This window comes from Haladaptatus sp. AB643 (assembly GCF_024136975.1).
Classification (GTDB): Archaea; Halobacteriota; Halobacteria; order Halobacteriales; family Haladaptataceae; genus Haladaptatus.
The window spans coordinates 456,186-478,215 of sequence record NZ_JAMYJW010000002.1 but is presented as its reverse complement, the minus strand read 5'-3'; the positions used below and the strand labels follow the sequence as shown (position 1 = coordinate 478,215).

General features: G+C 59.8%; 21 protein-coding genes. 9 read left to right on the top strand and 12 right to left on the bottom strand.

Annotation, left to right across the window (positions count from 1 at the left end; genetic code table 11):
- Positions 1–25: 25 nt before the first annotated feature.
- From NKF25_RS06955 to NKF25_RS06930, 6 genes are all read right to left on the bottom strand, one after another.
- On the bottom strand, positions 26–1,120 hold the full coding sequence (locus tag NKF25_RS06955; protein WP_253225973.1) for a UxaA family hydrolase: 1,095 nt from the start codon (positions 1,118–1,120) through the stop codon (positions 26–28).
- Positions 1,117–1,422 carry a UxaA family hydrolase gene (locus NKF25_RS06950; protein WP_253225972.1) on the bottom strand — a complete coding sequence of 102 codons (306 nt, stop codon included), beginning with the start codon at positions 1,420–1,422 and terminating at the stop codon, positions 1,117–1,119. Before NKF25_RS06950 ends, NKF25_RS06955 begins: the two co-directional genes overlap by 4 nt.
- Positions 1,419–2,600, bottom strand: a complete 1,182-nt coding sequence (locus NKF25_RS06945; protein WP_253225971.1) for a UxaA family hydrolase — start codon at positions 2,598–2,600, stop codon at positions 1,419–1,421. Before NKF25_RS06945 ends, NKF25_RS06950 begins: the two co-directional genes overlap by 4 nt.
- Before the next feature lie 119 nt (positions 2,601–2,719).
- On the bottom strand, positions 2,720–4,924 hold the full coding sequence (locus tag NKF25_RS06940) for an LUD domain-containing protein (RefSeq protein WP_253225970.1): 2,205 nt from the start codon (positions 4,922–4,924) through the stop codon (positions 2,720–2,722).
- Positions 4,925–5,434 carry an LUD domain-containing protein gene (locus tag NKF25_RS06935; protein ID WP_253225969.1) on the bottom strand — a complete coding sequence of 170 codons (510 nt, stop codon included), beginning with the start codon at positions 5,432–5,434 and terminating at the stop codon, positions 4,925–4,927.
- A gap of 96 nt (positions 5,435–5,530) precedes the next feature.
- Complete coding sequence (locus NKF25_RS06930; protein ID WP_253225968.1) at positions 5,531–6,706, bottom strand: mandelate racemase family protein; 1,176 nt, start codon at positions 6,704–6,706, stop codon at positions 5,531–5,533.
- A 397-nt stretch (positions 6,707–7,103) separates the two neighbouring features.
- Here NKF25_RS06930 and NKF25_RS06925 point away from each other — a divergent pair, with 397 nt between their 5' ends.
- On the top strand, positions 7,104–8,498 hold the full coding sequence (locus NKF25_RS06925; protein ID WP_253225967.1) for an FAD-binding oxidoreductase: 1,395 nt from the start codon (positions 7,104–7,106) through the stop codon (positions 8,496–8,498).
- A gap of 24 nt (positions 8,499–8,522) precedes the next feature.
- On the opposite strand, the gene NKF25_RS06920 is transcribed toward NKF25_RS06925, so the two are convergent.
- The 3 genes from NKF25_RS06920 to NKF25_RS06910 all read right to left on the bottom strand — a co-directional run bounded on the left by NKF25_RS06920 (position 8,523) and on the right by NKF25_RS06910 (position 10,818).
- Entirely contained in the window at positions 8,523–8,795 is a 273-nt protein-coding gene (locus NKF25_RS06920; RefSeq protein ID WP_253225966.1) for a hypothetical protein, read from the bottom strand.
- 243 nt (positions 8,796–9,038) lie between these two features.
- Positions 9,039–10,241 (bottom strand): glycoside hydrolase, encoded by a 1,203-nt coding sequence (locus NKF25_RS06915; protein WP_253225965.1) that lies wholly within the window; start codon positions 10,239–10,241, stop codon positions 9,039–9,041.
- 346 nt (positions 10,242–10,587) lie between these two features.
- Positions 10,588–10,818 (bottom strand): hypothetical protein, encoded by a 231-nt coding sequence (locus NKF25_RS06910; protein ID WP_253225964.1) that lies wholly within the window; start codon positions 10,816–10,818, stop codon positions 10,588–10,590.
- Between the two features lie 209 nt (positions 10,819–11,027).
- Between NKF25_RS06910 and NKF25_RS06905 the strand changes: the two genes are divergently transcribed.
- Both NKF25_RS06905 and NKF25_RS06900 read left to right on the top strand, forming a co-directional pair.
- Entirely contained in the window at positions 11,028–11,450 is a 423-nt protein-coding gene (locus tag NKF25_RS06905; RefSeq protein ID WP_253225963.1) for a GtrA family protein, read from the top strand.
- 232 nt (positions 11,451–11,682) lie between these two features.
- Positions 11,683–12,240, top strand: coding sequence for a MaoC family dehydratase (locus tag NKF25_RS06900; RefSeq protein ID WP_253225962.1), 558 nt, complete (start codon positions 11,683–11,685; stop codon positions 12,238–12,240).
- Positions 12,241–12,331: 91 nt separating this feature from the next.
- On the opposite strand, the gene NKF25_RS06895 is transcribed toward NKF25_RS06900, so the two are convergent.
- From NKF25_RS06895 to NKF25_RS06885, 3 genes are all read right to left on the bottom strand, one after another.
- Complete coding sequence (locus NKF25_RS06895; protein ID WP_253225961.1) at positions 12,332–12,694, bottom strand: hypothetical protein; 363 nt, start codon at positions 12,692–12,694, stop codon at positions 12,332–12,334.
- Between the two features lie 677 nt (positions 12,695–13,371).
- The gene (locus NKF25_RS06890) at positions 13,372–14,133 is read right to left on the bottom strand and encodes an IclR family transcriptional regulator (RefSeq protein WP_253225960.1); all 762 of its coding nucleotides are present in this window, start codon (positions 14,131–14,133) and stop codon (positions 13,372–13,374) included.
- A gap of 161 nt (positions 14,134–14,294) precedes the next feature.
- Positions 14,295–15,080, bottom strand: a complete 786-nt coding sequence (locus tag NKF25_RS06885) for a creatininase family protein (protein WP_253225959.1) — start codon at positions 15,078–15,080, stop codon at positions 14,295–14,297.
- 296 nt (positions 15,081–15,376) lie between these two features.
- Here NKF25_RS06885 and NKF25_RS06880 point away from each other — a divergent pair, with 296 nt between their 5' ends.
- From NKF25_RS06880 to NKF25_RS06855, 6 genes are all read left to right on the top strand, one after another.
- Complete coding sequence (locus tag NKF25_RS06880) at positions 15,377–17,104, top strand: ABC transporter substrate-binding protein (RefSeq protein ID WP_253225958.1); 1,728 nt, start codon at positions 15,377–15,379, stop codon at positions 17,102–17,104.
- A gap of 124 nt (positions 17,105–17,228) precedes the next feature.
- Positions 17,229–18,197 (top strand): ABC transporter permease, encoded by a 969-nt coding sequence (locus tag NKF25_RS06875; RefSeq protein ID WP_066146759.1) that lies wholly within the window; start codon positions 17,229–17,231, stop codon positions 18,195–18,197.
- A 1-nt stretch (position 18,198) separates the two neighbouring features.
- On the top strand, positions 18,199–19,191 hold the full coding sequence (locus NKF25_RS06870; protein WP_253225957.1) for an ABC transporter permease: 993 nt from the start codon (positions 18,199–18,201) through the stop codon (positions 19,189–19,191).
- A complete protein-coding gene (locus NKF25_RS06865; protein ID WP_253225956.1) occupies positions 19,188–20,207 on the top strand; it encodes an ABC transporter ATP-binding protein in 1,020 nt (339 codons plus the stop codon). Before NKF25_RS06870 ends, NKF25_RS06865 begins: the two co-directional genes overlap by 4 nt.
- Positions 20,200–21,309: an ABC transporter ATP-binding protein gene (locus NKF25_RS06860; RefSeq protein WP_253225955.1), complete on the top strand. Its 1,110-nt coding sequence runs from the start codon at positions 20,200–20,202 to the stop codon at positions 21,307–21,309. Before NKF25_RS06865 ends, NKF25_RS06860 begins: the two co-directional genes overlap by 8 nt.
- On the top strand, positions 21,306–21,515 hold the full coding sequence (locus NKF25_RS06855) for a hypothetical protein (RefSeq protein WP_253225954.1): 210 nt from the start codon (positions 21,306–21,308) through the stop codon (positions 21,513–21,515). Before NKF25_RS06860 ends, NKF25_RS06855 begins: the two co-directional genes overlap by 4 nt.
- Positions 21,516–22,030 lie beyond the last annotated feature (515 nt).

The following is a 22,030-nucleotide window of genomic DNA, read 5'->3' as shown; positions in this document are numbered from 1 at the left end:
GATAGGAGGGCCGTGAATCGCATAGTTACATCGAGGGGCCGACTCGGGTTATCGCAAACTCGGTCAGACCGTGTTCATCGACGGCACAGGGTCGCCCATCGGCGACGGCGCGAATCGAGGAGCACAGGTCGTTGGCCGTCGCCGCCGTCGCGTCCACGTCGATATCGTCCGCGAGCGCACCGACCGTGGAGCGCTCCCCGGAAACCTTGAGCACGGGAGCGGTCGGATGGCCCGCGGGAATCCCGTCGGCCGTGAGATGGACGATGAGTCCGGCACCGGCAGCGACCAGACCGGTCGCCGCCTCCTCGAACCGGGATGGAGCATCCAGGAGGGCGAGACCGGAATCGAGGGACGATGGCGACCCGTACTCGATGACCTCCTCGACGTTCGACGAACCCCACTCGCGGGTGCCGTCATCGAAATCGAGCGATGCGGCCCGCATCCCGACGCGCGTCGCTCGCGGCGGTTGGCTTCGATGGCGGGAAAGCAACTCGTCGAGTTGAGCCGCCGCATCCGACGTCGTTCGCGCGCGTGCGTCGTCCGGATGCGCGAGTACGCGCTCGGTACCCGCGACGACGACCCGCGCGCCCGCTTCCAGTAGTTCATCGACCGCGTCGCCGACGAGTGGTGCAGCGACCTCGCGCGTGCTCTCGCGCAAGTCGCTCGAAACGACGCCGACGGTCAGGTCCCCGAGCGAAATCGCTCGTTCCTGCGTGTCCGCTTGCATCCAGAGCTCGCGGGCCAGTTCGATACCGCGCCGAACACAGGCTTCGGTGCCGCCGACGTCCTGAATCGACAGTTCGCGGACGGGAGCGCCTCGTTCGGCGAGCGAATCGGCGACGTCGTCGCTCTGCACCTCCTCGCAGCCGAGGCCGACGACGACGACCCCTGCCACGTTCGGGTTCGTTCCGATACCCACGAGCGTCCGCGCCGTCTGCTCGTTGTCCGCACCGAGTTGCGCGCAACCGTGGTCGTGCGGCGTCGCACGAGCGTAGGGGAGTTCGTCCGCGATTCGTTCGGCGACGATTTGGGAACAGATGACCGACGGGACGACGAGCACGTGGTTCCGGATTCCGACGGTGCCGTCGGGTCGTTCGTAGCCGTCGATGGAGGTCGTCATCGGTCGTCCTCCTGCTGGTCCCCCCGCCCCCGCGTGCTTTCGCAGTTGTGCGTGTGAACCCACGTTCCGGAGGGAACCTCGGCGGTAGCGCGACCGATGACGGCTCCGTACTTGTACACCTCGTCGCCGCGGTCGATGGATTCGAGCGCGAACTTGTGTCCGAACGGGATTTCGTCCGCGAGCGTCACCTCCCGCCCGTCGTCAGCGAGCGTTCTCCCGGCATCGAGATCCGCGAGCGCCGTCGCGACGGTGTCCCGGCGGTCCATGACGAGGGCGACGTCCTCGATGACGTCGCCCTTCATGCTTCCTCCACGAGTTCGTTCGGCTGAATCTCGTTGATGGCGAACTCCTCCAGTTGACGGCGTTCCGCTTCGGTTCGGCGTCCGTCCGCGACGGCCCGAACGGTCTCGAACAACCGCTCGCCGACGGCGTCGATTTCCTCGCCCTGCACGATTGTCGAGGCGTTCACGTCCATGTTGTTCCGCATCCGCTCCCACGTGTTGGGATTGCCGGTGACTTTGATGACCGGCGCGATGGGGTTTCCGGTCGTCGATCCCCGACCGGTAGTGAACGCGACGATCTGTGCACCCCCGGCGACCTTCGCGACGACGCTTTCGACGTCGTATCCGGGCGTGTCCATGAGGACGAGGCCGCCGCCCACCGGCAACTGCTCGGCGTAATCGACGAGTCCCCTGACGGGCGTGGTTCCGCCCTTGGCGATGGCCCCGAGGCTCTTCTCCTCGATGGTCGTCAGTCCGCCCTCCTGATTGCCCGGCGTGGGCTGTGCGCCCCGGAGATCCACGCCCATCAGTTTCGCCTGCCCCTCGCGCGCTTCGACGCGTTCGAGGAGTCGCTGGCGGACGTCCTCGTCCGCACATCTATCGGCGAGGACGTGCTCGGCGCCGATGAACTCCGGCGTCTCGCTGAAACTGACCGTGCCACCGGCCTCGACGATTCGGTCCGCGGCGTTCCCGACCGCCGGATTGGCCGCGATTCCGCTCGTCGCGTCGCTGCCGCCGCACTCCGCACCGAAGATCAGTTCCGACACGTCTGCCTCCTCCCGTCGCGCGTCCGCGATGCCTTCGTGGAGGGACTCCACGAGACGCCGTCCGTCTTCGAGCGCGCGCTTCGTTCCTCCACAGGCGCGAATCGAGAGCGTTTCGACCGGCTTGCCGGACGCGGCGATGTCGTCCGCGAGCGATTCGGCGTCGATGTCCTCGGTTCCGAGTTCGAGAACCAGCGCCGCGCCGACGTTCGGGTTCCGACCGATACCGGCGAGGACGCGCTCGGTCTGTTCGCGCGCCGGTCTCGGCTGTGTCGTTCCCATCTGATGGGGCGTCGCCCGCGCCCACTCACCCGCTTCGGACGCGATTCGACGGGCGACGGGGCTGGCCGCCACGGAGGTCGGGATGAGGGCGACGTAGTTGCGGACGCCGACTCGCCCGTCGTCCCGTCGGTACCCTCGAAACGATGTTGACATACGGCTACTTCGTTGTTCGGAGTCCGCAATAGCTTTTACCCCATTATTCGGTGAAAATACAGGAACGACACCGTTCGACGGTATCGAAGACGAAACGGCGAACCCCGTCTCCCAGGTCGCTATCGGAGGGAACCCGCGAGAATCTCGACTGGGTGTCGAACGTCGGCGGTCAGGAGGTCGGCGAGTTGTTCCGTACAGGAGGTACCGGAGGCGACGATGGTTCGGTCGGTTTCGTCCTCGAACTGGTCGCGGAGCGTCTCCCCGACGTCCATGCTCAACTCGTAGTACTCCGATTTGTAGCCGAAACTCCCGGCCATGCCACAGCACTCCACGTCCGAGGTGACGACGTCGTACCCGAGTCGTTCGAAGACCGCTTCGGTGTACACGTCGAGGCCCAAGGTTCGTTGCTGGCAGTGGCTGTGATAGGCGAGTTTGGAGTCGGAACGCGCGAGGACGTCCGCGTCTGCGCCGTTCTCCAGCAGGCCGAAAACGTATTCGAGAACCTCGTAGCTGTTCTCGGAGAGCGTTTCGTACGCGTGGGCGGGAAGCAGTTTCTCGTACTCCCGCCTGAACATCGCGAGGTCGCTGGGTTCGATGACGACGACATCGCGGTCCCGGTCGATGTGGCGACGGAGTCCGTCGAACACGCGGCGGGACTTCGACGCGGCCGTGTCTATCATCCCCTGCGAGAGCGGAGCGCGGCCGCTTCCGGGGACGTCCGGCACGACGACTTCGACGCCGAGCGATTCGAGCAGCGAAACCGCCGCCTTCCCGCGCTCCACGAGGACGTAGTTCGTGTACACGTCGGGGTAGAGGACGGCGGTTCGGTCGGCGTCGCGGACGTGACTGCCGCCTCGCGCCGCGAACCACTCGACGAGCGACTCGCCCCGGAAGGTCGGCAAGTCGCGTCGCCGGTCGATACCCGCGATTCGACCCATCGCGGCCTTGACGGGCGAGGAGTCGAGCAGTCGGTTCGAAACGGGTGCCGTCTTGCTCGCCACCTTGGCCAACGTCTCGAAGTTGCCGAACGCGCGTTTCTGCAGGTCGAGGCCCGCGGGTTCCTCGTCGGGCGTCAGTCCCTCGACGAGGAAGTCGAACTCCGAGGAGTCGTGCTCGTGATTGAGCCTGTCGCGGACGACGGTGTTTATCCACGGGATGTCTATCTTCACCGGGCAGGCGTTGACACAGCGCGAGCAACCGGTACAGAGGTCGTTGAACTCGGCGGCGCTCTCGATGCCGTGGACGCCGGTTTCCCACCCCGTCGCGATGCCGCCGGTGTACGTCTCGCCGCCGAAGGCGTGGCCGCCGACGTGCTGGAAGTTCGCACAGGAGTTGGCACAGGCACCGCATCGGATGCAGTACAGCGTCTCGCGGAGTTGGTCGTCCTCGCGCATCGCCATGCGACCGTTGTCGATGAGCACGAGGTGGAAATCGCGTTCACGCTGGCTTCCGAATCCCGGTTCGTCGGGGTGCTCGAAGTCCAGCGTGGGCGAGTCGGTCGGCGGACTGAACAGCGAGACGTACTGGGCGATGTCCTGTCCCGTGGCCGACCGGGCGATGAGTTCGACGAACGGCCCGAGTTCGGCAAGCGACGGAATGACCTTCTCGACGCCGGTGACGGCGACGTGGGTGTCGGGCGTGACGGCACACTTTCTGGCGTTCCCCTCGTTGGTGACGAGCGTGATGGTTCCCGAGTCGGCCAGCACGAAGTTCGCGCCCGTCATGCCGACGTCGGCGTCGCGAATTCGCTCCCCGAGGTAGTCCCGGGCGAAGTCGGTCAACTGTTCGGCCGTCTCGAACGGTTCGTCCGGGTCGAAGTACTCGTTGAAGAGGTCGGCGACGTCGTCGGTCGTCCGGTGGAACGACGGTCCGATGAGATGGGAGGGCGCTTCATCGGCTATCTGGACGACGAACTCGCCGAGGTCCGTCTCCCAGACGTCGACGTCGTCCGCTTCCAGTGCGTCGTTGACTTCGAGTTCCTCCGTCGTCATGGACTTGCTCTTCACGACGGAATCGGCGTCGGCCTCGCCGACCACGTCTCGGATGTAGGCGTTCGCGTCCGCCGCGTCGTCCGCGACGTACAGGTGGCCGCCGTTCTCCTCGACGGATTCGCGGAGGGTCTCGATCAGTTCCGGAAGCCGGTCGATGGCGTCCTCCTTGATGGCGCGGGCTTCCTCGCGAACCCCCTCGTACCCGGCGAACTCCTCGACGGCGTCGTATCGACCCTCGTTGAAATGCGTCGTGTTCTCCTGAACGCTCGCCCCTTCCGTCTCCAACAGATGCCGGATTTTGGCCGCTTTCTCCCGCCGAAGTTCGCCGCTCATCTAGCGACCCTCCACGACGATGACGCGGACTTCGGCCGGGCCGTGCACGCCCTCCACGAGCGCGCCCATGTCGCCGGTAGCGCTGACGCCGGTGGCGAACACGGCGGAACGCCGACCGTCCTCGAACTCGCCGTCGAGCCAATCGAGGGCGTCGCGGACATCGGGGACGATGTCGCTCTCGCGGACCACGGCGACGTGGCGAGGGGGATAGAGGCTCACCGGTTCGGTCCCGTCGGGCGTCGATTGGAGCACCACGCTCCCGTGGGCCGCCACGCCGAGTGCGGCGGGCGTGACACCCGTTTTTGCATCCGCTAGTTGTCCCGTCGAGGGTGAGCGCGTCACGTCGGCGTCGTCGAGCGAGACGTCGTCGATATCCAGATCAACGCCGACGGCGGGCCGTTCGATGACTTCGCCCAGCGCGTCGGGGAAATCATCGACGGTCGTCACCGTACACGGAACGTCGAGGTTCCGGAGCGACGATTCGAACGCTGTAGTCGATTCCGTTGGCATGCACGGACCTTGTGGAGATGTCCTAATAACCATTCTCCTGGCAGCGATATACTATCACCCGTCGATGAACGATGAAAAGGAAATCGAGGAGGCGTTTTATTCGTACACGTGCACGCTTCCGGTGGCGTTCGATTCGACGTAGTCCCAATCGTACTCCACGCCGAGTCCGGGGCCGTCCGGAACCGGAACCGTGCCGTCGTCATCGACGGCGTCTATCATGTCGGAGTACTCGCCCAGATACACCGGCGGTTGGGTGTTCTGGCATTTCGGATGGACGAGCGCCATCTCGTAGTAGTTCGAGTTCCGCGTCGCGGCGATGCAGTGTCGCTGTGCCGGACCGGGTGCGTGAAACTCCACGTCGAGTCCGAAGCTCTCGGCCATATGGGCGCGCTTCATCGCCCCCGTGATGCCGCCGTCGTACTCGGGGTCGGCGCGGACGAAGTCGGTCGCCTCGTTCGCGACGAAGTCGGCCGCTGGTTCGAGGCCGCGAACGTGTTCCGTCTGGAGTATCGGGGTATCGAGCGACTGTCGGAGCTTTCGGTGTGCGTGCTGTGAGATGCCACCGTCGCGGAAGGGGTCCTCGTACCAGAAGAACCCCTCCTCGTCGAGCGCGCGGCCGAGTTTGAGCGCGTCACCGAACGTTTCGAGTTCGCAGGCCGGGTCGTGCATCAGGTCCATCTCGTCGCCGACGCGCTCGCCAACCGCGTGAACCGCGTCGATTTCGCGGTCGAGGTCGCGGGAGATGTCGCCGCCGCCCCAACCGTGAATCTTGTAGCCAGGGAACCCGCGTTCCCGGCACTCCTCGGCGAAATCGGCGAACGCTTCGGGGGAGTCGAGGCCCCCGTTCTCGTCGCCGTGGTAGGTGGAAGCGTAGGCCGGAATGCGTTCGCGGTACGTCCCGAGGAGTTCGTGAATCGGGGCGTCGTAGTACTTGCCCGCGAAGTCCCACAGCGCGATGTCGATGGGTCCGATACCCATCCGATCGTACTTCCGCAGTGCACGCTTGACCTCGCTCCAATGTTTTTCCCGTTCGAGCGGGTTCTTGCCGACGAGATAGTCGGCGACGGTGTTGTACTGTGCGGCCCCCGGGGAGTTCCCGCCGATGTACTCACCCGAGATGCCGGTGTCCGTCTGGACCTCGATGGCGAACAGTTTCCGTTCCGTCGTCGCTCCCGGTTCGTAGACGAGGTTGAAGCCGTGTTCGTCGGTACCGACGTCCTCCAACGGGTACGCGAACTCCGTACTCACTATCTTCGTTATTTCTGGTCCCACAGTACCTGATTCCGGGAAGACCGTATAAAATCTTTTTCGTCGCTCTAGTAACGAATGGTGACGAACTCCCGTCCCGAAACAATCTGCGCGGGGACGGCTTGGCGACCGATTCCTCACCAACACGGCACGGCACGGTACGGAACGACATATTCGACGGTTACTGAACGGGTAGTCGGCAGTACGTACCCGATATCGTACGGACGAAATATCGTTCCGCGAGGGAAATATACTAATAGTTCCGAGAATATCGCATCTATAGTTCCTACTCTATGCGAATATTTGGCAGATATCGTATGATTTCCAGGTGAGGGGTTGGTGTAAGATTCCCGTGGAGATCATCAGTTCCAGATCTACCGCTTAGTCGGGGGTTTATACCGCCTCCTACCGTCTCTCTCCTATGGCGTACGATTGTTCGTTTCTTACGGATCTCGCGTTGGATGGAACCGTCTCGCAGAGCCGATCCGACCGGGGTAATCACGCTGGCGACTTCGGAACGCGTGAAGAGGACGAGATTGAACCGGACAGCGTCGTCTTTGCCGAATCGACCGCGGACGTCGCTTCGGTCGTCGAGGCGGCGAACCGGCACGGGGTTCCAGTCACGCCCTACGCTGCGGGAACCGGACTGGAACACAACGCCACGCCGGTTCATGGCGGTATCAGCCTCGATACCACGCGGATGGACGCCGTTCGGGAGATCCGTCCCGACGACCTCCAGATCGACGTCGAAGCGGGCGTCATCGGTGACGATATCAACGAAGCTCTCGAACGATACGGACTGTTCTTCCCACCGCTTCCCTCCTCGGGGGCCATTTCCACGATCGGCGGGATGATCGCCACCGATGCGTCCGGCCAACAGACGGTCAAATACGGGGAGATAGCCGATTGGGTACTCGAATTGGAAGTGGTGTTGTCGGACGGGTCCGTCATCGAGGCCGGAAGCAAGGCGGCCAAAACCTCCAGCGGGTACAACCTGAAGGAACTACTCATCGGAAGCGAGGGAACGTTGGGAATCATCACGCGAGCAACGCTCGAACTCGCCGGTCGGCCCGAGCAGGTGAAGGGTGGTCGTGCCATCTTCCCGACGTTGAACGACGCCACCGAGGCGATTTCCGATGCCGTGACTTCGGGAGTGGACGTGGCGAAGATCGAACTGATCGACGAGAAGACGGCGATGCTGGCGAACGATTACTCGGATACTGATCTGCCCGAGCGACCGATGGTGTTCGTCGAGTTCCATGCCAATCACGGCATCGAGGAGGAAATCGAGTTCTGTCGGAACGTCTTCGAAGCGCACGACCTCGAACGGATGGAAATCGCCTCGGGTGAGGAGATGGAGCGACTCTGGCAAGCCCGCAAGGACATCACCTATGCGGCAAAAGAGTACGATCCGGACCTCGACATCGGGCCGCCCGGCGACGTGACGGTCCCCATCAGCCGGTATCCGGAGATGATCTCCGAAGTCGTCTCCGTCGCCGAGGAGTACGACTTCCCGATTCCCTGCTTCGGTCACGCCGGGGACGGTAATCTCCACTACTTCGTACTGGCGAACTACGACGATCCGAAGGAATCCGCCCGTGCCGGTGAGGCGTACTCCGAACTCGTCGAACGTGCGATCATGCTCGATGGGACGGCGACCGGTGAACACGGCATCGGTGTTGGGAAACGGAAGTTCATGGAGTTGGAACACGGCGAAGCCTCGATCGGCGCGATGAGAGCTATCAAGGAGGCACTCGACCCGAACGGTATTCTGAATCCCGGAAAGATCATCCCGCCGTCCGACTCGTCCGAGTAGAGTGTGCGCTTCGCCCGTCCGTGTTCACTGGAGCTGCATTTGAGCGGCGTGGTCTACCGCGGCGTCCGCTATCTCGGCCGCGGTGGCATCGGAACGGTCCGCGAGCACTCGAAGTAACATCCCCAGTTGGACGGCGGTCATCTCCTGTAACGCTCCGTTTTCCTCGACATCGTTTCCGAAGTAGTACTCCTGTTCGCCACCGTGGTGAACGAGTCCGACGTAGACGGACCTGAGTTCCTCTCCAGTGACCGCTTCGGACGCGCGCTCCTGCAGTTCCTCGAATTCGGGGTTTTGCATCGTTCCATGGACGTAACGAAGCTCCGTTAAACCATGGGTACGTTCCATCCGTTCACAAGCGTTGAAATCGTCGAAGTCGCTTTTCACCGTTCACGAACCCGGTACGCCGAGGTTCGACCTCGGCCGAGTGCTCCAACTCGGACGGAGAGCATCATCGTCCGCCGGTACGGTTCGTCACACTTGTCGAACGGCCTCGAACGGATGGCCGTTGCACCACGGATTGTATCGTGCAACCGGTGCAGATTACCTCGGACGGGGGCCGGTCACCGGTACCGTCGAACTCTCCATGGCGGCCATCCACTGTGGATACTCCTTCCGTTCCGTCCCGTCGAACGATGGATCGCCGGACATCGCCTTGATGGCACGGGCGTCGTCGAGATTCCAGACCGCGCCATCTTCGTGAAACAGGCCGTTCACCACTCCTTGACGCCGGAAATGGAGTTCCGATGCCGGTCGTAACATCAGCGACCAGAAGAAGTTCCCGACGTTCGCTTTATGGATGAGCGGGGCGAGCGACGCGTAGTCCGGATAGCGTGCCTCGCCGGTTACGTCCGCGAAAAATCCATCGCCCGGACGAACCCGTTGCCACTCGGAGAGCCACACTTGGCTTTCTTGCTGAACTTTCGTCAGTGCCGCCTGTTGGAGCACACGACGGAACAACGATGGCTTCTTGACGAAGTTGTAATGGAATTGAAGGATGTCCATCCCCCAGTCGAGATACTCGGCATTGTTCGCGAGGCTAGTGGAACCCATCGTGAGCGGAACCGAACCACGATAGAGCGTCAGCACCTTCGCCATCGCCTCGACGAACTTCCGGGACGACTTCCGCCAGCCCGGTTCGTTCGAGAGTTCGATGGCGAGCAACCGTTCGTCGCTCCCGTATCGGGTCATGAACCACCGGATGAACTCGCGAGGGGTATCCCAGAGTTGCTTGTCGAGCATCGTCCTCGTCGACGGAGAGAACGTTTGAACGCCGGTGAGAAGTCCCGTATCGTACAGGTTCTCGAAGGTGGGTTCCTCACCGATGCTATCGAACAATCCGAGAAGAACGCGGAGTCCGTACGCCTCCGCGGTTTCGAGGAAATGTTCCAACCGCTCTTCGTGTGCGTCACGGTCTTCCAACCAGAACTCGTAGCTCAACCACGTTCTGATGGCGTTGAGGTTCAGACTGGCGGCGTAACCGAGATCGCGTTCGATGACTGCGGGATCGTACTCTCGCCACATCTGGTACCGGTTGAACGCCCGTGACGGGATATAGATGGCTCCGCGAACGTCGACCGCATCCGGATTCGATGCCGATTCGTTCGAACTGGTTGTACTCCCTGATGCAGTTCGTTTCGTTCCATCGCCCCGCGAGGCAGCCCACGAATTACAGCCAGCAAGCCCGATGGAGGACGATGTTGCCCCTATTTGGAGGAAGCGGCGGCGGGAAATCTGGGGGTCCATTCGTAGGGGGCGATTGTCGAGTCGTATGATAAAGACTGTGCCCATGGGTTTTCGATGTGAAATGATACCACTACCCGTGGTTCGTAGAATAGACGATGAATTCGGACGATCATAACGCCCGGTATTCTCGTGCGCGGTAATCCGTGTCGGGTGTCGGTCAAACGACGTGTAGTCGCATGTGGACGGGCCGAGCCAATCGTTCCGATATGCCGCAGGTGAATTCCAGTCACCGCTACAAGGACTCCCCGTCACTCGGTCGGGGACACGGGTGAAGGGTGGTCGAATGCGGCGGGAAATGGGAATGGGGATGGGGGATAGTAACCGGAGCGGGGACGTGAATGTCGGGTTAGCGCTCCGAGTACCACGCCTGCTTTTTCTCGTCGTCCCCGGAACGTTCGTCTTTCGCGGCGCGCTCCTCCAACTCATTCACGCGCGTTTGGAGGTCGTCGATCTCCTCGCCGAGCGTATGAACCGTTTCGCTGAGAGCACCGATCACTTTCCGCGTATCGGGGTCGATACCGCGTGCCGCCTGCATCTCGTTCAACTGTTGTAGCAGTTCGTCGTGTGTGTCCGTCATACGCAGGGTATGGAATGGGACCACCACAAATCTTTGGCAAAATATTCGATACCTTCGATTATCAGGTGTGTTAGGGATGAAAACCGTCGGATAACTAGATGACCATCGAACGGCTTTCCGGATTTCCCTGATTTTCCGTCGCTTCCACAGGCGTTCGAGTCGGAGAGAAACGACAGGAATACACGGTCCGAACCACTCGGTACCGAAATATGCTTCGGGAATCTCTTCGCGATCTCCGACGCGGCCCGCTCTTCCCCCAGTTACGACGGTTCGTAGCCGTCGGAGCAGTCGCTGCGGGAGTGCAAATCGTTTTGCTTTGGATGTTCGTCGACAAGGCCGGTCTCAACTACTTGCTCGGCGCGGCGATCGCCATCGAGATCACGATCCTGTTTCAGTACTCGCTCAACAACGCCTGGACGTTCCGCGCGACTCGAAATTCGACCACGAGCGACTATCTCGCCGGGTTACTCAAAACGAACGTCGTCCGCGGATCGGCGATCCCCATTCAACTCGGGATCCTCTATTTGCTCGTCAACAGCGGCGAGATCCTCTATCTGCTGGCGAACGCCGTCGCGATCATGATCAGTGGCGTCTACCGCTACGTCCTCGATTCACGGTGGACGTGGGGGTGAACGATCCATCCAACATCGAAGGCCGGACCGCAATGGGTCGATCCGCGTCGGACAGGGCAACGGTCACCGACCGAGTTCGTTTAAGTAGTTGTCGCGATAACGGATATATACGAGGCGGATTTTCGATGACAACCGCTTTCCGGTGAGTCCGTACTATCCCAGTAGTAGATGGAGAGCGGACACTAGGAGTCGTTCGTTTTAGTATGCTCTCGGTCGCATAGCCATGTGAACGATGAGCGAGAACGATAGACGCCTCGTTGCTGGCTGGCACGGGCGATATTTCGATGATTTCACCGTGGGCGACGTGTACAAGCACCCGTTTGGACGAACGGTGACCGAAACGGATAACGTCTGGTTCACGAACGTCACGATGAACTGCAACCCGATGCATTTCAACGAAGCGTACGCCGCCGAGACGGAGTTCGGCGAACGACTCGTCGACGGGACGTTCGTCATCGCCCTCGCGGTCGGAATGAGCGTCATCGATATCTCCGTCAACGCGACGGCGAACCTCGGCTACGACGAAGTTCGCCATCACGCACCGGTCTTCCACGGCGACACCATCTTCGCGGAGAGCGAGATACTGGACAAACGCGAAAGCGAGTCGCGCGAACACGTCGGAATCGTCACGACGGAGCTCCGTGCGTTCAATCAGGACGGCGATTTAGTGCTCTCGCTCGAACGGACGCCGATGGTACTCAAGCGAGCGTTCGCGGAACCGAGCGCGGCGGTACCACCGGGATGGCCCGACGGCGTCGGGACACAACCGGACGATATCGATTCATCGTGATTCGCATTCGTTTTTATAACCCCACAACCACGTAGATCGTTCTCAACCATCAAACCGACAGTAACGATCGAATAGTGTGTTGAGACGCGGTTCAGGTGGGGAGTTCAGTTACGGATGACTTTCGATAGCGTCGCACCAGATAGAGACCGGTAATATAGTGGATCAGTGGGTTGAGAAACACGACAAATCCAACGGTCGAGACGAGAACCCCGCCACCGATCCACGCTCGTCGATTCGGGGTCCAAGACGAATTATCGTCTCCAACGACACCCGTGTCTCGATAGAGTGCGTAGTAGAACATCGGTGTCAGGAGGAGAATAGATCCGCCAAGAAAAATCCAGAGCGTCGCTGGACCAGTCGTAATCCGGTCGCCCGAGAGTACACCCGCCAACGACCAGACGACGTTGAGGGCCGCGATGCCGACGAGCATATACCACCAGTGGGTTCGTTCCACACGATTTGTTCTCCGTCGTTCGTAAAAGGGTCTGGTAATATGTGGTGGGAGAGACTCCCGAGGCGACGAACCCACATCCACCAAACATTATACCAACGTACGAGCGCCCGATGGCTAGTTGCCACCCCTGTCGATATCCGAGGAATGAGAGACTGTGCAATTCGAAGAGGCGAAAATATGCTCCCCCGAGGGCACCGACCCGCACAAATTCACTTCCGCTTATGGTTCTAAGCGGAAGTTCGGGTCTCGGAGAGAGGATTACAGATGTCGGTCACCTCAGACCTACTACTGCTCAAAACCGACCATCTACGACATTGATAAAGTCTATTATGCTATATCAAATTTTGTCCGTCTCGACGTAGAGTTCGGGAAGGAGATTTCGACGGGATACACGTGATGGGATGTCGATCGACGCCTACGGGTTACGATATTCGATCATGGCCACACAGTTTCAATTGTCCATTACACCATTAGTACTGTAAAGCACCTACGAGACGGTTACCGCTGACAAGCATGAGCCACGTGATCTCACTTTTTGAATCCGCAACTCGAACCGAACACGACGTCCAACAGTGTTGGACAACGCAGGAAAAGGGAACCATGGTTCGAAGTCTTTGTCATCGACGCCTCGGACGTTCGACAGTGAAAAGCGACCGCGCGAGTATTCAACAGAATCACTACGAGTAGGTGAGGTTGATTCCGATTATGTTGGCCGTATTCTGGACCAAGTTCGGTAGGTCCTCGCGGAACCGTTGACCGGTCATTCGACCGCGGGGACCCGAGACGCTGACGGCACCGATGACTTGGCCGTTGTCCAATATCGGTGCAGCAACACAACGGAGACCTTGTCTGAGTTCACCCTCGTTGGTCGCGTACTTGCGTTCACGAATCCGTTCCAGTTCGTTCCACAACACGGAGCGGTCGGTGATCGTTTTCTCGGTTCGTGCGGGCAGTCCATGCTTCTCGATAATCTCCTCGACGTGGCGACTCGAGAGATGGGCGAGTATCGCCTTTCCCGCGGAGCGACAGTGCAGATGGACCCTGCTTCCCGGGTAGTTGTGAACGGGAATCGAGTTCTCCCCCTTCGCTCGGTATAGGTACACTCCTTTCCCATTTTCGAGGACGGTGAGACTCACTAGCTCACCCGTCTCCCTCGCTAGGTCGTTGATTTCGGGATACCCGACCTCGTAGACCTGCCGTTGGTTGCGAACCGTCTCCCCCACGTCGAGAAATCGAAGTCCGACGTAGTACCGATGATCTCGATTCACCACGTATCCGATATCCTCCAAGGTACTGAGGTAGATGTGCGCCGTACTTTTCGGGAGACCGAGTTCGTTTGCGACCTCGGTTACGCCAGCACCATCCGTCTGTTTGAGGTGTTCGATTATCTCGAAAGCTTGTTGTAGCGATTTGAGTGATTTCGTCGTTCCCTGTGACATTGAAACACTGCTTTTCGTAGAATCATAATAAATCTTCCTCCAAAATTACCCTCGATTCCACTCACTTACGAGTTCGTTCTCTCACCCCGTCGACGGGGTGTCCAATATAGTTGGACACCGGTTCTCGGTGGTTGCGACGACGTTCGAAACGACCGTCTCGGTCACTCGTCACTCGCTCTACGACCGTCACCGCCGCTCGGTTGCTGTAGATCCTCCCAAAGCGCGGTGAGGATTCGATCGGTCGTTTCAGCGACGACAGTCTCCATGAACTCCGGATCCGAGTTTCGGGGGTCACCGCGTCCGCCCTGAACGGCCAAATCGGTGTACCACCGATACTGGCGTGCATTGTAGCTGGCCTTCCGCTCCTGTTTTTCCTTCCGTTCCGTCCTGACGAGATCCGGATGGAAGAGTTCGACGGCACTGGTCTCGTGCTCGCCTGCGTGGCTCCAATCCTCCCCGAATCGCTCGTTGAGTAGGTCTCGTGCGTACGACGTCCAATTGACGATGTACACCTCGATTCCGGTGTCGCGTTCGAGGCGGTCGGCCGCGAGTTTCAACGGGGACAGATTTCCGCCGTGGCAGTTGACGATGAGTAATCTGCTCGCCCCGTGTTCGGCGATCGACGAGCCGAGTTCCCGAATCACGGTCTGGTACGTGTCCGGCATCAGGGTCATCGTTCCTGCCCGTGTCATGTGGTGTTCGGAGTAGCCGTACGGAAGCGTCGGAAGCCGAAGCATGTTGAAATCGTGTTCCGGTGCACGTTCCACGAGAACTCGCGTGAGGTTTTCCGCCCGGAGGGTATCGACCGACACGGGAAGGTGTAACGAATGCTGTTCGATACTACCGGTGGGGAGGACCACGAAATCGGCCGCCAAAATCGATTCCTCGGCTTCCTCCCACGTGAGACCGCCCAAGTCGTAGTTCTCGTAATCCAATGAAACCGTCATTTGTTTCGATGCCCTCGTGTTCCGCTCGTCGTCGTTTCCGAACGCACGTGAGTACTGAACGCTCTACTCTCCCGAATACGTGTTCTTGCCATTTCTGGATCGATCTTAGCATCTGGGCCCCCTCTATAAATAAATTTGCATACGAGGAACTTATTCTCGGGATTTCCGTGTTAGTCTTCTCCACAACCGATTCGTCGTTTTTAGCACGCATATTGACACGAATAATCGCTCAATAGCAAAAATATATATGTAGTTGATTCGATGTCCGAATGTCACGCGACACCAGACCACAGACTATGACAGGGAAGATCATCGAATACGACATCGATAGACGTGAGTTTCTCGGAATTGCCGGGGCCCTCACCGGAGTATCGCTCGCTGGGTGTACAGGAAACGGTTCTACAAACGGCGATACGAACGGGAACGGAAGCGGCGGAGGCGGCGGAACGGGTTCGAACGCGACGGTTCGGCTCAACGTGGGTATGCCCGCTGAACCGTGGAACTTCGACCCGGCACTCTGGTCGGATACGTCCTCGAGTATCATCGGCCGATTGATCTACGACGAAGTGATCGAGCTATCGACGAACACGAAGTTGCAACCCGGACTCGCGAAATCAGTCCCGAAATCCAAAAGCGGGGGAAAGGCGTTCGAGTACACGCTCCGGGACGGGCTTACGTTTCATAACGGCGACGAGGTCACCGTCGAGGACTTCAAATATTCCGTCGACTGGATTTTGAATCCCGACAACAACTCCCCCGTTCGACGGCGTATCCCGTTCGCGAGTGGGACGAAAATCGTCGACGACCGGACGCTTCGTCTCGAACTTTCCAAGCCGTTCACGACGATCAATTGGTGGCTCACCCGCGGTCTCGAAGGAATCGTTCCGAAGGGGTCGCGCGGGTCGACGTCGAAGGGGAAAGGTCCGTCCGGATTTTCGACGAACCTCACGCGGGACCCGTCCGGTGCCGGAACCGGCCCGTTCGAATTCGTGGAGTGGAAAAGCGGCTCTCACGTGCTCCTGAAGAAGAACGATGACTACTGGAAGGACGGCCTCCCGAAGGTCGACGAGATCAAATTCCTGTTCATTTCGGAGGATGCGACCCGTCTCTCGAAGCTTCGGTCGGGGAACCTCGACCTGACGAGCGCGATACCGGCCAAGGACTACAAATCGATGACGAATCGACCGAATCTCGACGGAAAGACGACCGCGGGTAACACGACCGAGGTCCTCTATCCGAACCTGATGGATACCGGGAACAATCCGATGGCGAACGTGCACAACCGGCGCGCGGTCCTCTTCGGAATCGATGCACAGGAGATACTGAAGGAAATCTTCTACGGCAACGGCGTGGTACAGAAAGGGCTGTGGTATCCGGACAGCGAATGGACGTCCCCCAATCTCAAGAAGAAGAAGCTGTACGACCCGGAGAAAGCCAGAGCCGAACTCAAAAAGGCGGGTAATCCCGACGGGTTTTCCCTCAAACTCATCACCACGAAGGGCGGTCACTTCAAGGACGAAGCCGTCATCATTCAGAATCAACTCGGCAATATCGGCATCGACGTCGAGATCAGCGTCCTCGAAAAGTCCGCGCTCTTCGATCAGGTGTACGACACGAAGGACTGGCAGATCGCGCTCGAAAACTGGACGAACGCGGTCCCCGTCGTCACGTATTGGCTCAGGTCCGGTTTCGCCGACAACAACCACAACCACGTCAACTGGCACCACGAAAGCCCGGACCTGGACGACAAGTACAAGCCGACTGGCCCGGCGGCACCGTCGGACGCGAAGGGGAACTTCTCGAACGGCCACGAGTGGTTCGTGAAGACGCTCGAAAAGGCGCAAGCGTTGGACGACCAGGGGAAACAGAAGAAGATCGTCTGGAAACTCGAGGAGTATCTCGTCGAGAACGCCATTCAGATCGACATCGCGTACAGCAACCGGTATGCGGTGTGGAACTCCGACGTTACGGGCTTCAAGATGGGCAAATTCACCTCGGATATGAGAGGAGCCAGCAAGAAATGATTCAGCCGTCGTGGTACCCACTCGTACGAGAGTAACAGATCAGGACGACCAGTATTCGCACAGAGATATATATGGAAATCAGCAACGATACGGCCGACACGCATCGACCAATGGAGAATCGATCATGACTATCGCCCGGTACGTCCTCAAGCGGGGACTGCTCGCCATTCCGGTATTATTCGGGGTGAGCATCGTGGTGTTCGGAATGGTTCACATCGCCCCCGGCGGTCCGGTTCGACTCCTGCTCGGCCCGTTGCAGGACGAGGCACTCGTCGCGAAGATACGACAGAACCTCGGCTTGGACCAGCCCATGTACGTCCAATACTGGTTGTGGATTACCAAGGTGGTGCAAGGGAATCTAGGCACGTCGTTGACGATACAGCCGGGAACGCCCGTAACGAAACTCATCGCCGACCGCCTCCCGCTCACGATCGAGCTTGCGGTCTTCGGACAGCTTCTGGCCGTCCTCATCGGCATCCCGGCAGGGATCATCGGCGCGCTCCGTCAGAACAAACCGACGGACCACGTCGCACGCATCGGCGCGCTCGCCGGTATCTCCATTCCCGACTTCTGGCTCGGCGTCGTCCTCATCATGGTGTTCGGCGTCTTCTTCCAGTTCAAATGGGCGACCGGCGGGTGGGTCCCGCTATGGCAGGACCCCGTCTCGAACCTGAAGCACATCTTGCTACCGACCATCGCCCTCGGAACCGCTCACGCGGCGATCATTCAACGGATGACGCGTTCGGAAATGCTTGAGACGATCAACCAGGACTACATCCGAACCGCGAGAGCGATGGGAATCAAGAAATACGAGATCATATTCAAAGACGCCACGAGGAACGCGCTCATCCCCGTCGTCACCGTCATCGGTACCGGATTCGGCGGATTGATGAACGGGGCCGTTTTGACCGAGTCCGTGTTCAGCTTACCGGGCGTTGGACGCCTCCTCATCCTCGCGATCAGCCGACGGGATTACCGGGTCATACAGGCGCTCGTCCTCTTCATAGCGATCGTCTTCGTGTTCATGAACCTCGCCGTCGACGTTCTGTATGCGTATCTCGACCCGCGAATCCGTCAGGAGGGGCAGAACTGACATGGCGACCGAAGACGCCACTCGGTCCGAGCGAATCGGACCACACCGAACGCAGTTGCAGCAGTTCTGGCACGACTTCCGGCGGAACCGACTCTCCTTGGTCGGTGGCGCGATCATCGGAATCGCCGTCTTCGCCGCGATTCTCGCACCGGTACTCGCGCCACATCCACCCGCCGCGCAGTACGACGCTCCGGGGATGTCACACAATCCACTCCCACCTGGCTCAACCGTCATGATAAAGAACGAGAACGGACAGGTCGTCGGATCGACTACCGTATTGCTCGGGACCGATAACCACGGGCGGGATATCCTGTCGCGAATACTGTTCGGGCTCCGAACGTTGCTCACGGTATCGCTCGGTGTCGTGATCTTCTCGATGATCGTCGGCGTGGCCGCGGGCGGAGTTGCCGGTTACTACCGCAACTCGTGGGTCGACGAGGGGATCATGCGATTCATGGATATCCTCTTTTCGTTCCCCAGTCTGATCCTCGCCATCGCTGTGGTGGGGGTGCTCGGCGTGGGAACGACGAAATTCGGTTCGTTCGTGATACCGAACATCCTGAAGATAGTGATCGTCATCGGCATCGGATACATCCCGAACTTCGCTCGGGTGATGCGCGGGGCGGTTCTCAGGGAGATGGAGGAGAACTACATCAACGCCGCGAAGTCCATCGGAGCGGGGGATATCCAAATCCTCACCCAAGAGGTCGCGATCAACACCATCCCGGTCATCATCGTTCAAGCGACGCTCTACATGGCGACCGCGATTCTCGCCAGCGCGGGACTCTCGTTCCTGGGGCTCGGGTTGCAGCCACCGACGTCCAGCCTCGGATTGATGCTTTCGAACGCCAGGAGCTACATTTACAGCGGTCAATGGTGGTTCCCGGTGTTCCCCGGAATCGGGATCATGCTGATCATCCTCGGGTTCAACCTGCTCGGCGACGGTCTACGTGATGCGCTCGATCCGCGGTACACCGAGGAGGGTCGAGAATGACGGCCGAAGCGGTTCTCCGGGTCGAGGACCTCGTGACGCGTTTCTACACGGAAGAAGGCGTGGTCAAAGCCGTCGATGGAAACTCGATCACGCTACACGAGGGAGAGATACTCGGAATCGTGGGCGAGTCCGGATCGGGGAAGAGCGTCAGCGCCCTGTCGATCATGGGCCTGATCGATTCCCCCGGACGAATCGAATCGGGGACGATTCGATACCGCGGTGAAGACCTGCTGGAGAAGACGGACGAGGAGATGAGACGACTCCGCGGTGACAAGATTTCGATGGTGTTCCAGGACCCGATGAGTTCGCTGAATCCCGTCTACACCGTTGGGAGTCAAATCGCACGGGTCGTCCGGGAGCACCGAGGTGTTTCGAAGCGGGATGCTCGGGAACGAACCATCGAACTGATGCGGGAAGTCGGTATTCCCGAACCCGAAGCGCGCGTGGACAACTATCCGCACGAGTTTTCGGGCGGGATGCTGCAGCGTGCGCTCCTGGCGATGGCGATTTCCTGTGACCCGGATGTGCTCATCGCCGACGAACCGACGACGGCGCTCGACGTGACCATCGAAGCGCAAATCTTCGAGGTACTCGACGACCTGCAAGAGAAGTACGGGATGAGCATCATCCTCATCACGCACGACCTCGGCGTCGTCGCCGGTACCTGTGACCGCGTCGCGGTCGCATACGCGGGCCGTATCGTCGAACGAGCCACCGTCGATGCGCTGTTCGAGAACCCACGCCATCCCTACACTCGCGGATTGATGCGCTCGATCCCGCGCGTTCGCGGGGGTCGAAGCCGACTGACGCCCATCGAGGGACAGGTTCCGAACCTCACCGCACTTCCGTCGGGGTGTTCGTTCTCCCCCCGCTGCGTCCACGCGACCGAGGAATGTCGGACGTACGACCCGGAGCTACGAACGGTGGAACCCGGACGGGAAGCGGCGTGCATCCATGCCCGAGGATACGGCGCACACGACGTAATCGCTTCGCGCGAGGAGGTGGCCGATGACTGACGACACCGAGGAATCGTTCCTCCGAGTGGCGGATCTTCGAAAGGAGTTCGTTCAGAACGACGGCGTCATCGACAGACTGCTCGGGTCGACCCGGGAGGTAAAAGCGGTACGTGACGTTTCGTTCGATATCCAGCAGGGAGAGACGCTCGGCCTGGTCGGGGAGTCCGGTTCGGGGAAATCGACGACGGCACGGAGTCTACTCAGACTGATCGAACCGACCGCAGGCACTGTCACGTTCGACGGAACGGACATCACTTCCCTTTCCGAACGGGAGTTGAAGCGATTCCGAAAGCGGATGCAGATCGTGTTCCAAGACCCCGCATCCAGTCTCAACCGTCGAAAGACGGTCGATCAGATCATCCGTCAGCCGATGAAGATCCACGGATTGTACGCCGGGGAACGAACGCAACGGGTTCGAGAACTGATGGAACAAGTGGGACTCCCATCGGGGTACTCCAACCGATACCCGCACGAGTTCTCCGGCGGGCAACGCCAACGGATCGGGATCGCACGAGCGCTGGCAGTCGAGCCGGATTTCCTCGTCTGTGACGAACCTGTCTCCGCACTAGACGTCTCGATTCAGGCGCAGATATTGAACCTTCTCACGGATCTTCAGGACGAGTACGACCTCACGATACTGTTCATCGCACACGATCTGTCCGTTATTCGTCATGTTTGTGACCGGGTCGCGGTGATGTATCTCGGTGAGATAGTGGAGGTCAGCGACACGGAGTCGTTGTTCAGGAGCCCACAACATCCCTACACGAAGTCGCTCATTCGTGCGATTCCCGAACCGGATCCGACGCTCGCCCGGAAGCGGGAAGCGCTGTCTGGAGAGGTTCCGTCCCCGATAGACCCCCCATCCGGGTGTTCGTTTCACCCGCGTTGTCCCATGGCAACGCCGGAATGTCAATCACGAGACCCATCCCTCGAACAAGTATCGGGAGCGAAGGCATCACATGAGGTGTCGTGCATTCACGTCGATAAGTTCGAAGAAGGGTCGGATATCCGAGTCGATGATCGGTCGGTGGATCGATACGCGCCGGAAGCGTTCGATCACGAGTCCGAAGCGACGCCGATATACGAGGAGGAACAGCGATGAATCTGCGGACGGACGACGTGCTGATGCCCGTGATCCACCTCGGGTTGACGTTCGTGATCGTGGCAGCGTATCACTGGTTGCTCCCCCTGTCCGGGATGGTCGGGTTCGTCGTTCTGATCGCCCTCTCGATCACGACGTGGGTGATCGTCCAGTTGCTGTTTCTTCGTCGGAACGGACCCCAGCATCGGAACGTGGAATTCCGGTAACACTCCGATCCAGATGGGAGTCGGACTGCGAACGTTCGATTCTGCGGGTGCGAATTCGACGGGTGCTACGCGCTGTCGTTTCGTAGACGTCTCGTAACCTCGTTGCATAACCGACGAACCGCCGAGGTAGAGTGCGGAACGTCTCGGCCACCGATCCTCGAAAGAGTTTGAAGATTTCATAAACTCGATGTCGCAATACAGATTCGAGGCGACTGGAAGGCACGCACCGAAGGATCGGGTCGGATCGAGATCCCCTAGCACCCTTCGGGAAAGAATCGACGTTTTACTGACGGTGCGCTCGATGCAAATGGCATCAGCTACTGGCTCGATTATTGGTTAATGCAAATGATCAGTTCATCGATGACGATGCGGTCGTAAACTCGAAAGGAGATGCGATCACTGCTGGATTCGTCCCCTAATCACGGACGAGCAGTATGTCGAAATCGGCACCACTACGCTTTTTGACGACCGGATAGTATGTCTCTGATGAGACCGCTTACGATACACCGATGACG